We start from the raw sequence: 13,033 nt of genomic DNA, 5'->3' as shown, positions 1-13,033 counted from the left end.
AATGATGATTCGCATTATACCATGTTTTTAGAAAATGATGAACCTAAGGCTACCTCCATTTCTTTTTCATTTTATAGTGTAATTCTGATAATTTACGGCAAAGTTTTTTTATCTGCTTTAAGGTTAATCCATCATAATAGGGCAATTCTGTTTTTAAGAATTCTACAGATGGATATTTTGAGGATTTAATGATCCCTATCGCCTTATGGTGCCACTCATAGCTTTCAATTTTTGATTCGATTTGTTTCTGTAAAGTATTTATACGGCGTTTTTTAATATCCCGTTTAGTCTGTTCGTTTTTCAACTTAATTTTATTACCTTGTAAGTTTCTTTGGTAATCATCAATATTCTTATCGCATTCTTGAATTTCAAGATAAAGTTTTTCCTGCTCTTTTTCAAATGCTATTGCATCTTTATCACATTTTTTAATTCTATCCTCATGTCCCTGCAAGCTTTTATGTTTAGCCTTAAGAAAAGACGATATTCTATTAATGGAGTATATAATCTGCTGCTCATATTCTTTTGTGTAATCAGAAACATTACATTCAAAATTAAATCTTGAGATGGTAATTTTGGGTTTTCTATTCGGAAATACCCTCACATCTAGTGTGGTAGTTACATTTTGAGCTCTCGAAAGAAAAATATTAGCATATAACAATGGAAATCCCAAACGGAAGCACTCGGTTAAGATTTCATCACTCTTTTCTCTACTTCTTGTAATGGTATAGCCATTTAAATTATAGAGTGTTTCGGCACTATCAATATCAAGAGAAAGATAAAAGCATAGATTACCGAATAGTTTTTTATCATATTCCTTTACTAAAGCATTTTTAAAGTAGGCAAAGTATTGATCTTTTCTAATATTATATTGATCTAAATCATCTTGGACATCTTTTAAGTAGTAAACCTCAAATCCATTATCACGCATTTTTCGATTGTTCTTGCTCGTATATTCTTTCTTGGAATCTGAAAATTCCATTTCTACCGTAGTAATTTCATATTCCTTGATATTTTTAAGCAAACGGTATGGGTCTTTTGTAAATAGCTCTTTTTCATTTTTCAGTATTTTAATTGTATTGATTTTATGTCTTTTACGGTTAAGCACAAGTTCTTTTAAAGCCTCCCGATAATCTTTAGCCTGAAAAGCAGAATTAACAGCTTCAATGTACTTTTCAATTTTTGAAAAGCGGTGCTTAGCATAATCAGTAATGAATTCTAAATTGAGATCATCCTCCTCTAAATGAATGGTAAGCTTATAAAGCAAATCGGATATATCATGTTGCTCCCCTGATCCATCTTCTAATAGATAGGTGTCAGGGGTAATTCCATTTGCCAAAATTGCGTGTTTATATAGTTGACTGTTGTAAAACCCTTCATGTTCAGTGTAATGTTTTCTCCACTCTTCATAGAATTTTACAATCTTATCATTTTCTTTATTTGAATTGGGTTTTATAGCTTCGCGGCATTTCTGTATCCAGTCCGCAAGCTGCAGCAAATTATACTCTGAAATGTCTATCTGAAATAAATCGTGCAAGAAAATCACCTCATCAGTATAATACCTTGCTTCATCACAAATGTAAAGAAATAAATTCTGTTTAAATCTAATTATTAAAAATGTACATATTTAAATAATGCGATCTGAATGCTACACTTTATTTGTCAGCAGCTGATGACGCACATTGAAAAATGAATAGACAAGTCATTCAAAGAGCAACGGTTGATAACTTGTCACAATCAAAAATTTGGGAGGCTTTAAAATATGAAACAAATTATTAATGGGAAACTTTACAATACGGAGACAGCAACTTTGATCTGCAAATTTCCTGTCGCTGATATTTATGTTGGAAATGATATAGATTATTGCTATTTTATTTATCGGAAAGATAATGGAGAGTTTTTTGCTCAATATATACGTTTTGATGATTTTGATAATAATCTTCAATATCTTGAGCCGCTCACTTTTGATCGAGCGGCTCGGTTGAGTGAAAGTCTTATGGGTGTAGATGAATATGTTGAAGTGTTTGGCGAAGTAGAAGAATAGCAGTTATAGTTTTGTGTTATCTGCAGTAGAATCTATTATATCAAAAATAAGGTTAATTTTAGTAGGAGAGTGACACTAAGCATGACATTGTAGAATTTGTTGAATTGTATTAAAAGGAATATGAAGAAACGGCGAATGCCGCCGCTTCTTCATGTTTCCAGTTAAAAAAGGTTATGCCCTTCGCCTTGCTTATGCTAAAAAAGTGGTTTTAGTCTTAACACATTTGGGGAGGGGGACATGGGAAGAAATTCTAAGAATATAAAAATACAGCTAAATAAACGGATAGATGAACTCTTGAAAATTGGGGAACACAAGGTTAAGAATGATCTGACAAATTCAAACCGATCGGAAGGAATCCATTCCATTCGCACAGCAGACACATACCGCAGTATAGCCAACAATTTTGCTGGCTATCTGAAAAGTCAAGGGGTGCGCAATATTGCAGAGATACAGCGAGATCATATTGCAGGGTACATGGAAAGCCGTTCTAAGCTTTCGTCTTATACACATAGCAAAGATTTGTCGGCGATTAATAAGTTGTTAGATACCCGATATAATGTAAAGGATTTCGGATTACAGAGCAGAAGCTATCAAGCAATTGTAAACAATCGCGGATTGGCGCAACGGGATACCTCTGACGCATTACGCAACCGTGAACAATTGCAGTTTGTACGATCAACGGGTATTCGTCGACAATCTGTAGCCGTTATCACACCCAATCAGGCTATCTGGGACAGAAATGGCCAGGTGATCGGATTCCATGTTACGGAAAAAGGCGGTAGGGAAAGAAATTGTTTGGTGTTGAAGCAAGATAGAACAGTTATAACGGAGCTTGTTCAAGAGCGGCAGCAAAAGGATGGGGCTACCGTTCAAATGTTTCAACAGGTTGACAGTAACGCCAATCCTCACTATTGTCGCCGAGAGTATGCTCAACAGTTATATAAAGACTTACAACAAGCAAAAGCTCAAGAACAAGATTACTATAGTGGCCTACGTAATTGCTTTATTAATCAGGCCAACTTTGAGCGAGCAATTAGCCGCTATAATCATGAGGTTGTTCGAGGCTATGAACGGGATATTTTAGCCGAGGTCAGTCAAAATATGGGGCATAATCGAATTGATGTAATATTGTATCATTATTTGTTTTAGTTTATCGAGCAATTTTAAGTGATATATTTCATTGCTCACTTGTAGAATGTAATATAGTAAGCTTGATACACTTACTATTTAGTTATCTCTCCAGCTTTCTAGGTTTGCCTTAATCCATACACAGGGAAAGAACGTGAGAGGAAAGAATATAAAATGGTAGGAATATAAAGGGGTAATGACCCATAAAGGCCAAATAAATAAAAGGGCAGAAATTAAGAATCCTCCCGTAACAATTGAGTTGTGGGAGGACTTTTTTATGCTCGAACACTTTTAATTAATATTTAGGAATAGTGTAAGCGTACAATCAAAGAGAAACACTCCAGCGAAACGCTGGTAAAAAAGTTTGCCCTACGGGTTAAATTATGAGAAAGCGGAACGCTTTCATACCGTTACTCAAAGGGCTTTTTCAAAGCTCCCCCCAAAGGGGGTGAATCTTTTAGCCATCAGCATAGCTGATGGGAAAATATCGTTTTAATAGGATAGGAGAATATAAATAAATGAAAAGCTATTATACAAAAGCAAAGGATTACCTTTCGGTTACGCGATCTTCCCGAACAAGAAATTATGAGTTTCTAAAAAAACAAGCTTCAGAAGAACGGCGTACCGCTTTAGAGTTCTGCATCTGGTTTGATTTTAATCTAGTTGGAGCGGCAAATCTTGAAACAGGGGTGTTTTCCTGTATTCTTGATTTAATAGATAACAAACATATTTCTGCACAATATGTAAAAAGCTTTCGACTTGCCTGTATTTTGCTTCAAAGATTTTTACAGTCAGACAAGCAAGTTAACGATAAAAAGTGTCAGGAATACTTAACTGACCACCCTGAAATAGAAACAAGACTGCGTACAAGGCGGGTAAATATGGATTTCTCAAGCTTTTTAAATTACGATAGAGTGAAAGGAAACAAAGTTATATTTCCTTTTTTCAGAGAAAGAGGAATTGATACCAAGTTAATAGCGGAACTCATTAGCCGCGAATTGTTAGCATTTGATAATAAATACCGTAATCTTATTTTTCTCAATACAACCGATGCAGAAATTGTAGGAGTTGAGAAACTAGGCACAAGGGAAAAGCATTTTCAGAGATTGGAAGGGAAAAGGCCGCTTGGTTGGCATTACTGGCTTGAACGGTTGGAAAAGGTTCATTTAAATATCGATATTGAAACTGTAGTCTTTTTTGATAATACTTTTCGATTATTAAAATATTTGTCAGATAATGAACCGCAAAAGGATACGCTCTACAGCAGTTTGCATACAGAAAACTGCTTACTTGAAACCTATACGAACACGCTAGCACTATTAAAAGATAATGTGAACATAGAATTTAATTTTGAAAATGAAAGTCAAATACAGCGATTTCAAAATGCAGAACTTATGAAATCTGCTTCATTTGATGCAGAGAAGGAAAAAAATCAAAAGGAAGCGGAGATAAAACCAGAACCTTTAGAAAAATATGCTTACGATCCCGACGATTCAGAGTTGCCATTTTAAAGAAGAAAGTGCTTTGATTAATCATCAAAGCACTTTCATTTTTGCATTTTTAGTCTTTCTGCAAGTTCCGTTAAAATTCCAATATCCCTTTCGGACAGCCCTGAAACATTAATGCTTTCCATTTCAGAAAGCCCGAGCAAATAATCTGTTGTAACCCGAAACAGCTTGGCCAATTCTACTAGATAAGCAGGGGAGGGCATCGACAATCCTTGTTCCCAGGAGTTGACTCCATTTCGAGTAATACCAAGCTGCCGTGCAAGTTCCGCTTGTGTTAGCCCTCTGGCTACTCGAAGAGATTTTATTTTTTCAGCAATCATCATAGCACACCTCTTTAATATGATTATAAAGAGCCAGTCAGGATTAATCATTATCATTTAAGGCTCCAATAATTGACATATAGGATTTTGGTGTGCTATAATGGCTCTGATGATTGACGAATTTTGTAAAAAATTAGGAGGGGTTTTATGACTATATTTGATGGTAGCTTTTGGATAGTTGCAGGGATTATTTTTGTACTTGGTTGGCTTTTTGTGAATTGGCTTGCATCTTCTAGTGTGAGAAGGCAAGCCCCACAAGGAAGAACTACAGAAGAAAAATTCGAATATATTTGCCGACGGGTAAATTATGATGCATCAGGGGAATTTTTATTGTTTTGCTCTAATGTGGTTTGTGTCGCATTGACACATGAGAGCATATTATGCCAATTTACTGTCACGAGGGGAGATAACACTAATTTAGTAACAAGGGTTATTCCTGTGCGCTCGGTCTCAAGGATTGAAACAGAAGTGAACAATGAGAAAAAATATGGCGGATATACTTGGGGTTGGGTCATTCTTCACGAAACGAATGGAAATACATTTAGCATTAAGCTTCCGACCAAAGAAATTGATTCATTTATAAAAGCATGGGGGCAGACCCCTGCATAATCAGATAAAAGAAATTAGCTCCCACAGTTAAAAATTGTGGGAGCATTTTTATATTTGTCTTATATGAATAGTATAATTCAATATCAAACAAACTTAGTTTAGTTGAGAGGGGTTATAATAATGTTAAGTATCATCATTGCAAATCTATAAAATACAAGAGTGGATTTATTTTTTGTCTATTATAATTCTGATTAAGTAGAATATATAAGAATGATTATATTGAAAGCTGCTGTTTTGCCTTGCATAATAGTAAGTGTAATTACAAATTGAATCAAGTTGCAACTTGAAATCTACTTCATGAAAGGATTTCAAGCATTGAAGATTACACTGACTAGAAAACAGTTAAAAGATGAGGACTATATAAAAATTCAGAAAGGGACTTTGACAAAAGAACAGGCTATGACAGTTGCTAAATTACTATTTGATTATTTGAATGGAGAGAATAAAAATGAATAATATACAAAGATGTGTTGTATATGCGCGCTATAGTTCAGATAACCAGAGGGAGGTGTCAGCAGAAGAGCAAGTCAGGTATTGCAAGGAATTTATCAGTAATAAGGGTTATATTTGTGTGGGTGAATATGTTGATAAAGAGCTTTCAGGTACCACTGCAAACCGCAGGCAGTTTCAAAAAATGATTGATGACAGTAAAAAGAGAATTTTTGATATTGTTGTGGTATATAAGAATGATCGTTTTGCTCGCGATCGCTACGATAAAGCCGTTTATAAAAGAAAGCTTTCTAATAATGATGTAGCTATAAATTATGTAAAAGAAGATATATTAAATGGAAATTCTCCTGAAACCGTTATTTATGAGAGCGTTTCTGATGGCATGGCAGCTTATTATTCGCTCAATCTTGCAAGGGAGGTTATGGAGAAGGGGCTTTTGCCTAATGCACAGAAATGCATGCATAATGGAGGTATACCGCCGCTCGGATTAGATGTGGTAAATCAGCATTATATTATTAATGAAGCGGAAGCAGAGATTGTTCGCAAAATTTTTCGATGGTATGCAGATGAAGGATACAGCTATAAGAGAATCGCTCAATGCTTAAATGATTTGGGGTATCACAATAAGTTGGGAAAGCCATTTAAATCTTCCAGCATTCGAGATTTACTTTTGAATGAAAAATACCTTGGTACTTATATTTATAATCGCAGGTCAAGCAAAGATGCCAACTGTAAGCGAAATAATAGCAAGGAAAAGGAGAGTGACAAAGTAATTCGACATGAAAATGCCTTCCCAGCTATTATTGATAAAGAAACTTTTGAAAAAGTCAAAAAGTTAATGGATAGCCGAAAAGGAAGGAATGCCTGTTATCAGGCTCAAGAGGTTTATTTGCTGTCAGGTTTGATTAAATGTGGTAAGTGCGGAAGCAACATGCATGGCAACAGAAAACGCAGCAACCGCAATGGCTCATATCATGTAACGTATAAATGTAACTGCAGAGATAAGCAAGGCACAAAAATATGCAACAATAAGGAAATCAATAAAAAGTATATTGAGCGAGCGGTTTTACATTACATTGAAACTATGTGCATTGCAGATAATTTTAAACTTATTATGAAAGCGTTGCGTGATTATGCAAAGACACAGGTTGATACCGATCAGGAACAAGCCTTGCTAAGCAAACGTCTTAAAAAGACAGAAAAAGAGATTTCAAATATTATTAACGCTATAGCAAGTGGATTTGATGCAGATGAATTAAAGGCTGCATATGCTTCTTTAAAAGAGCAAAAACACAATTTGAGTGAGCAATTGGCAATTTTGGAGAGCCGAGCCCGTGAAAAATTAATCATCAATGAGGAAAGTGCTTTAAATGCTTTTTATCAAATGCGGAATCAGATTCGCGAAAATCAATCAGAAGAAGAACACAAAAAGCTGTTTCAGGCTTTCGTTGATAAGGTTGAAGTCTTTGAGGACTATATTATATTAGTCCTCAATATTTTTGCCATTTTGGGTTGTTCTGCTGGTATAGGTGGTTTAGAGAATGAAAAGAGACCACCACTTGATTTTCATCAAGTGGTGGTCTGGAATGGTGGAGATGAGGAGAATCGAACTCCTGTCCGAAGACCGCCTACCAAAGCTTTCTACGAGTGTAGCCCGTGTTTTTACATTCCCTCTGCACAGCGCCCAAGGGCAGGCTCTGTGGTTTAGTAGCCTTTAAACCATGACCGGGGTAAAGGCGTAACCCGGTTCATGTTCACCGCTAATCGACGCTCTTATCCGGACCGCGGTACTTCCGGTAAGAACGAGCAGCCTAAATTAGGCTGCTAAAGCAACTTTATTGTTGTTGTTTAATTTTAAGTTTACGGATTTTATAGCGGTTCCGCACCGCTACTCGCTTACTTAGGCTCACAACCCCCGTCGAAACCATTACATCCCCATGTTAATATGAGCTGCGGTGTTTCGTCCGATGATGAAACCTGTTCTTTTCCACTGATTCAGCCAAACTTCATTGGTCTTTTCAACATCAAACTGAAAATTCCGTTCTTATGGCTGACCTTGCTGTTCCTGCGGCTAAAAAGTATTATGCCCGGTTTTTATCTTTCATAGCCCGTTCAATATCCCGCTTGGCCGCTTTTTCTGCTAAGTCCTGTCGTTTGTCATACAGTTTTTTACCCTTGCACAGTCCAATTTGTACTTTCACCAAAGAGCCTTTGAAATACAACGATAAGGGAACCAAGGCATAGCCGTCTTGCTTTACCAGACCGAACAGGCGCATAATTTCGCGCTTGTGCATCAATAGGCGGCGAACCCGTAACGGGTCTCGGTTAAACTGATTGCCCTGCTCATAGGGGCTGATGTGCATGCCGTTAATCAGCAATTCACCGTTTACCACCGAACACCAGGAATCTTTTAAATTGACCCGTCCCTGGCGAAGGGATTTTACTTCAGTGCCGAACAGCTCGATGCCGGCTTCCATGCTTTCCTCTACGAAATAGTCGTGAAAGGCTTTTTTGTTTTGGGCAATTGTTTTGGTTTGTTTCTTTTCTGCCATGCAAAAAAGCCTCCTTTTCTAAATCTCTCTTCGTCCTTCCATGGCGCGGCTTAACGTGACCTCATCAGCATATTCCAAGTCGCCCCCCACAGGAATTCCATAGGCCAGCCGGGTTACCGTTATCCCCATAGGCTTTAACAGCCGGGAAAGATACATGGCGGTTGCCTCGCCTTCTACGGTGGGGTTCGTGGCCATGATGATTTCTTTCACCTGATCATTCATGCGGGCCAGCAATTCCTTGATGCAGAGCTGCTCGGGGCCAACGCCGTTCAGCGGTGAAATCGCGCCGTGCAAAACATGGTAAAGGCCTTTGTATTCATTTGTGCGCTCCAGAGCAAATACGTCCCGGGGATCCTCAACCACACAGATAATTGAGAGATCGCGGCCGCCGCTTCGACAGACCGGGCAAAGTTCCTGATCGGTCAGATTGCAGCAGTCTTTGCAGTAATGAATTTTTTCATGCGCTTCTAATATAGCGGCGGTAAATTTTTCTGTTTCTTCCTGAGAAAGACCCAGAACATAATAGGCAAGACGCTGGGCGCTTTTGTGCCCGATGCCGGGCAGCCGTTCAAACTGTTCAATCAGCCTTGCCAGCGGTGCCACATAATAGGCGGGCATGGCTTAAAATATCCCGGGTACGTTCAGGCCGCCCGAAAGTTCTTCCATCCGCTGGCTTTTGTCTGTGGCAGCGGAGCGAAGTGCCTCGTTCACTGCAGCCATGATCAGGTCAGACAGCATTTCCACATCCTCGGGATCCACCACTTCGGGTTTAATCTGGATGGACTGAACCTCCATTTTGCCCGTAACGGTTACTTCTACGGCGTTTCCGCCAGAGGTTGCAGTGTATTCTTTTGCTTCCAATTCGCTGGTGGCCTTGTCCATATCTTCCTGCATCTTCTGAGCCTGACGTGCCAGTTGCTGCAGATTTGCGGCTCCGCCTTTGCCAAAGCCTTCCGGTAATCTTGCTTTCATATCGAAACCTCCCGTTATTTTTGAATGACTGGGATTCCCGCAGCCTGCGCTGACTCTGCCAGAGCTTTCAGCGGATCCCGTTCCTGATTTTCTTGTTGTTCCGGCTGGGATTTTTTATAGGGCCCCAGCTTATAGGTTCGCCCGGTTACCTGCTTGATGGCATCGCGCATTTTATCCCGCTGGGCGGGACGGCGCAGCAGCTCAAAAGCAGTGGGGCTGGGTGCGTCAATCAACACATATTCCCCGCTGACATAAGCGGTGGAACCGGTAAAGGATGCGGCGACAACCCGCGAGTATTCTTTTAATACCTGCAATATTTCAGGCCATGAAGCCAGACGCTGGGCAGAATTCTGCAAATCCTCCATACTGGCGGCAGGCGTGGTATTTCCTTTGGCTGAAGCTGGTTCCTCAGGCTCCAAATGCCTCGGGGGTTCCGGTGGTACATAGGATGGCGGGGGTTCGGGCGAAACCGAAGGCGCTGCATCCGTAAGAAAAGCCGGAACTGTTTCTTCTTTTTGCAAAGCTGCTGGGGATGACTGAGGGGGAGAAGGTTCCCGCACCGGCGGTGCAGATTGCGTCGGAAGTGGCGAACGCTCCGCTGCTGCCGTGTTTCGCCGTTCCAAAGAGGCAATTCGCCGCACCAGCGCATCCATACTGTTGTCCAATTCCGGCGTGCAAAGGCGCAGAATTGCCATTTCCATTTCAATGCGTCGGCTGCCGCCCCGGTACATCCGCTCCAAAGCATCCTGTAAAGTGTCCAGACTGTGCAAAATGACAGGTAACGGACACGGTAAAGCTCTGGCAGACAGAGCCTCATATTCCTCATCGGGAACCGCCAGAATATCTCTGGCGTCTTTCATGGTTTTAATCAGCATCAGACTGCGAAAATAACCCGAAAGCTCTTCGCATAGCCGAGCCATATCCTTAGAAGCGCAATATAGCTCATCAATGACCCGCAGGGCCGTTCCCGAATCCTTTTGGGTAATGGAGTCCGCCAGCTGGAACAAATGCGCCCGTCCGGCCAAACCTGCGGTTTGGGTAACCAAATCAACCGTTATATTGCGGCCGCGTCCCAGACACTGATCCAAAAGCGAGAGTGCGTCCCGCAGTGCGCCGTCGGCCAGTCTGGCCAAAAGCAGCGATGCCTGCGGTTCCATCTGGGCGTTTTCCTCAGCTGCAATATACTCTAGACGCTCCGCCATATCTTTTGGCGCAATCCGGCGGAAATCAAACCGCTGGCAGCGGGACAAAATAGTGGCGGGCAGTTTGTGAACCTCTGTAGTGGCCAAAATGAAAATCACATGAGCCGGGGGTTCCTCTAACGTTTTTAAAAGGGCATTAAAGGCGCCGATAGACAGCATATGCACTTCGTCAATGATGTACACCCGGTATTTTGCCGCTGCCGGGGTAAAATTGGCTTCTTCGCGCAATGAGCGGATGTTTTCCACCCCGTTATTGCTGGCAGCATCAATTTCTACCACATCCAGAATCGAGCCGTTTTCCAGCCCGCGGCAGATGTCACATTCCCCGCAGGGATCGCCTTCTTGTGGATTCAGGCAGTTGACCGCTTTGGCCATAATTTTGGCACAAGTTGTTTTGCCGGTTCCGCGTGAGCCGGTAAACAGATAAGCGTGAGCCAGCCGGCCAGAGATTAGTTCGTTTTTCAGGGTAGTTGTCACCTGGGGCTGTCCTACTACATCTGAAAAACGCTGAGGACGCCATTTTCGGTATAATACCTGATACACAAACTCACCTGCCTTTACCCACCAATAAACCGAAAGCAAGACAGCATCGCCCAATGACGACACATGCAATAGGATATGCGGACGAACAGACACAACCTGCATCGCACCAGCCAATCCGCTTAATGCTGCTCGGTTCCCCGCCTGACATGGTTCACGGCGGCCAGCCGTACAGAGCCCGCCCGCCCGCATATCCTATTGCACGTAATTCTGTCTTGCTTTTTCATAAGCTAACTGAGATATTATAAACGATTTTTGAAAAAAAGACAACTGTTTTCCAAAAATTCAAGAACGAAATCGATTGTCTTTGCCTCTATTTTAGCAAGCAAACGAAAAAAATGCAACAGGAAAAGGTTGTTTTATGATATCATAAGAAGAAAACAAAAGAAAAATAATATTCTTGCCAGTGCAAAATTAAGAAACAGGCAAACAATAGTAAGATAAGGAAAGTTTTTTCCTGTTTGCTGTTTTTTCGGCTGGGATAACCGGCTGCATATCCCGCAGACAAGCGCGGCAGATGCAAAAGAAAATGGAATCAGTATAAGGATGGAGGACATTGCTGTATGAAAATGACATGGGAAGATCTGGAGCCCGCCTGTAAAGAGTGTCGCAGATGCGGATTATGCGAAACCCGAACGAATGTGGTGTTTGGGGTAGGAAACCGGAACGCGGATGTCATGTTTATCGGGGAAGGCCCCGGCGAAAACGAGGATCTTCAAGGGGAACCCTTTGTGGGGCGTGGCGGCCAACTGTTGGATAAAATGCTGGCAGCAGTGGATTTAGATCGCAATACCAACATTTTTATTGCGAATATTGTGAAATGCCGTCCGCCGAAAAATCGGGATCCCGAGCCGGGAGAACAGGAAGCCTGCCTGCCCTGGCTTCGAGCGCAGGTGAGCCTGATTCGCCCCAAAATCATTGTTTGTCTGGGTCGGGTAGCGGCTATGAAGCTGATAAAGCCCGATATTAAGATCACGAAAGAACACGGCATCTTTTTTGAAAAGGGTGGGGTGTTGATGATGGGAACACTGCATCCTGCGGCGCTGCTGCGCAATCCCCATAATAAACCGGGGGCTTTTGAGGACTTTTTAAAACTTCGGAAGAAACTGGATGAGCTTCAGCTGGCTCCCGTGGAATCGGAACCTTTCGACTGTTTTTAATGGGTGCCTTTGGCGGCAAATCAGAAATGAAAGATTTGCTTTTTGATGAAAGCATTGGTTCTGTGATTTTTTGTAAGAGTATGGATGGTTTCGGTGTTGAAAAAAGACGTTGGTGCGGTGCTGGTTGTACTCTGGTTTTAGCAAGCAAAAAAATGGCCTTTTCCTCGTTTGGAAGGGGCATTCTTTTTGCTGTTTTTTTATCAGCACGAAAAGAATTTGGGAAAAATCTATGTGATGTTATTTTTTGTTTTGCAGAAATTAGTTAGAAAAAATCGCAAAAATATAGAGAATAGAAGCGCTTTTGGCCATTTTCGATTGTGAAATGTGACATCCGACTAAAAGGTGAATAAATTTGTCGAATTAGACATGAAATTTGTATTTTTTTATTTCTGACGGAATTGATCGGTTAGATAATGGTATTATTTGTATTATTTTCTTCATTTTACCAAATAATTGCCGATATAATGAAATAGCCGTTGATATTGCATAGAAGATGTGGACCACCAAAACGCAGAATTTTTATGTGAAATCAGTCTAGTGAAAAAGATTGG

The 13,033-nt window shown here is 40.7% G+C and carries 13 protein-coding genes, 2 other RNA genes and 1 pseudogene; 8 read left to right on the top strand and 8 right to left on the bottom strand.

Going from position 1 to position 13,033, the window contains the following annotated elements; genetic code table 11:
* Positions 1–49: 49 nt before the first annotated feature.
* Positions 50–1,534, bottom strand: a complete 1,485-nt coding sequence (locus tag C1A02_RS04470) for a hypothetical protein (protein WP_101697020.1) — start codon at positions 1,532–1,534, stop codon at positions 50–52.
* Positions 1,535–1,759: 225 nt separating this feature from the next.
* Between C1A02_RS04470 and C1A02_RS04465 the strand changes: the two genes are divergently transcribed.
* From C1A02_RS04465 to C1A02_RS04455, 3 genes are all read left to right on the top strand, one after another.
* Entirely contained in the window at positions 1,760–2,041 is a 282-nt protein-coding gene (locus C1A02_RS04465) for a hypothetical protein (RefSeq protein WP_101697019.1), read from the top strand.
* Between the two features lie 237 nt (positions 2,042–2,278).
* The gene (locus C1A02_RS04460) at positions 2,279–3,190 is read left to right on the top strand and encodes a site-specific integrase (protein ID WP_101697018.1); all 912 of its coding nucleotides are present in this window, start codon (positions 2,279–2,281) and stop codon (positions 3,188–3,190) included.
* Between the two features lie 497 nt (positions 3,191–3,687).
* On the top strand, positions 3,688–4,680 hold the full coding sequence (locus C1A02_RS04455; RefSeq protein WP_101697017.1) for a hypothetical protein: 993 nt from the start codon (positions 3,688–3,690) through the stop codon (positions 4,678–4,680).
* 35 nt (positions 4,681–4,715) lie between these two features.
* Here the strand turns inward: C1A02_RS04455 and C1A02_RS04450 are convergent, their stop codons facing one another.
* Positions 4,716–5,000, bottom strand: a complete 285-nt coding sequence (locus C1A02_RS04450; protein ID WP_243577919.1) for a helix-turn-helix domain-containing protein — start codon at positions 4,998–5,000, stop codon at positions 4,716–4,718.
* Positions 5,001–5,144: 144 nt separating this feature from the next.
* Between C1A02_RS04450 and C1A02_RS04445 the strand changes: the two genes are divergently transcribed.
* The 3 genes and pseudogenes from C1A02_RS04445 to C1A02_RS13920 form a co-directional block, all read left to right on the top strand.
* Positions 5,145–5,606, top strand: coding sequence for a hypothetical protein (locus tag C1A02_RS04445; RefSeq protein ID WP_101697016.1), 462 nt, complete (start codon positions 5,145–5,147; stop codon positions 5,604–5,606).
* Positions 5,607–5,921: 315 nt separating this feature from the next.
* Positions 5,922–6,062 (top strand): hypothetical protein, encoded by a 141-nt coding sequence (locus tag C1A02_RS13440; protein ID WP_164997146.1) that lies wholly within the window; start codon positions 5,922–5,924, stop codon positions 6,060–6,062.
* Positions 6,040–7,122 (top strand): annotated as a pseudogene (locus C1A02_RS13920) (recombinase family protein); the annotation flags it as partial. The gene C1A02_RS13440 and the pseudogene C1A02_RS13920, both read left to right, overlap by 23 nt.
* A 521-nt stretch (positions 7,123–7,643) precedes the next feature.
* On the opposite strand, the gene ssrA reads toward C1A02_RS13920, so the two are convergent.
* The 6 genes from ssrA to ffs all read right to left on the bottom strand — a co-directional run bounded on the left by ssrA (position 7,644) and on the right by ffs (position 11,506).
* Positions 7,644–7,993, bottom strand: a transfer-messenger RNA (tmRNA) gene (ssrA, locus tag C1A02_RS04430).
* Positions 7,994–8,137: 144 nt separating this feature from the next.
* Positions 8,138–8,608 (bottom strand): SsrA-binding protein SmpB, encoded by a 471-nt coding sequence (gene smpB, locus C1A02_RS04425; protein ID WP_101697015.1) that lies wholly within the window; start codon positions 8,606–8,608, stop codon positions 8,138–8,140.
* 18 nt (positions 8,609–8,626) lie between these two features.
* A complete protein-coding gene (recR, locus tag C1A02_RS04420; RefSeq protein ID WP_101697014.1) occupies positions 8,627–9,226 on the bottom strand; it encodes a recombination mediator RecR in 600 nt (199 codons plus the stop codon).
* Positions 9,227–9,229: 3 nt separating this feature from the next.
* Positions 9,230–9,580 carry a YbaB/EbfC family nucleoid-associated protein gene (locus C1A02_RS04415; RefSeq protein WP_101697013.1) on the bottom strand — a complete coding sequence of 117 codons (351 nt, stop codon included), beginning with the start codon at positions 9,578–9,580 and terminating at the stop codon, positions 9,230–9,232.
* A gap of 14 nt (positions 9,581–9,594) precedes the next feature.
* Entirely contained in the window at positions 9,595–11,325 is a 1,731-nt protein-coding gene (gene dnaX / locus C1A02_RS04410) for a DNA polymerase III subunit gamma/tau (RefSeq protein WP_101697480.1), read from the bottom strand.
* 81 nt (positions 11,326–11,406) lie between these two features.
* An RNA gene (ffs, locus tag C1A02_RS04405) (signal recognition particle sRNA small type) lies at positions 11,407–11,506 on the bottom strand.
* A 379-nt stretch (positions 11,507–11,885) separates the two neighbouring features.
* On the opposite strand from ffs, the gene C1A02_RS04395 reads away from it, so the two are divergent.
* Positions 11,886–12,482 (top strand): uracil-DNA glycosylase, encoded by a 597-nt coding sequence (locus C1A02_RS04395; RefSeq protein WP_101697011.1) that lies wholly within the window; start codon positions 11,886–11,888, stop codon positions 12,480–12,482.
* A 26-nt stretch (positions 12,483–12,508) separates the two neighbouring features.
* On the top strand, positions 12,509–12,748 hold the full coding sequence (locus tag C1A02_RS04390; RefSeq protein ID WP_129588141.1) for a hypothetical protein: 240 nt from the start codon (positions 12,509–12,511) through the stop codon (positions 12,746–12,748).
* Positions 12,749–13,033 lie beyond the last annotated feature (285 nt).

The sequence above is a fragment of the Clostridium minihomine genome, assembly GCF_900240385.1.
Lineage (GTDB): Bacteria > Bacillota > Clostridia > Oscillospirales > Acutalibacteraceae > Faecalispora > Faecalispora minihomine.
Note: the sequence above shows the minus strand (reverse complement) of the source record. Positions and strands in the feature narration are given on the sequence as shown.

Coding starts and splice junctions, on each gene's coding strand:
- C1A02_RS04465 (WP_101697019.1), top strand. CDS start 1,760: ATGAAACAAATTATTAATGGGAAACTTTACAATACGGAGACAGCAACT.
- C1A02_RS04460 (WP_101697018.1), top strand. CDS start 2,279: ATGGGAAGAAATTCTAAGAATATAAAAATACAGCTAAATAAACGGATA.
- C1A02_RS04455 (WP_101697017.1), top strand. CDS start 3,688: ATGAAAAGCTATTATACAAAAGCAAAGGATTACCTTTCGGTTACGCGA.
- C1A02_RS04450 (WP_243577919.1), bottom strand. CDS start 5,000: ATGATGATTGCTGAAAAAATAAAATCTCTTCGAGTAGCCAGAGGGCTA.
- C1A02_RS04445 (WP_101697016.1), top strand. CDS start 5,145: ATGACTATATTTGATGGTAGCTTTTGGATAGTTGCAGGGATTATTTTT.
- smpB (WP_101697015.1), bottom strand. CDS start 8,608: ATGGCAGAAAAGAAACAAACCAAAACAATTGCCCAAAACAAAAAAGCC.
- recR (WP_101697014.1), bottom strand. CDS start 9,226: ATGCCCGCCTATTATGTGGCACCGCTGGCAAGGCTGATTGAACAGTTT.
- C1A02_RS04415 (WP_101697013.1), bottom strand. CDS start 9,580: ATGAAAGCAAGATTACCGGAAGGCTTTGGCAAAGGCGGAGCCGCAAAT.
- C1A02_RS04395 (WP_101697011.1), top strand. CDS start 11,886: ATGAAAATGACATGGGAAGATCTGGAGCCCGCCTGTAAAGAGTGTCGC.
- C1A02_RS04390 (WP_129588141.1), top strand. CDS start 12,509: ATGAAAGATTTGCTTTTTGATGAAAGCATTGGTTCTGTGATTTTTTGT.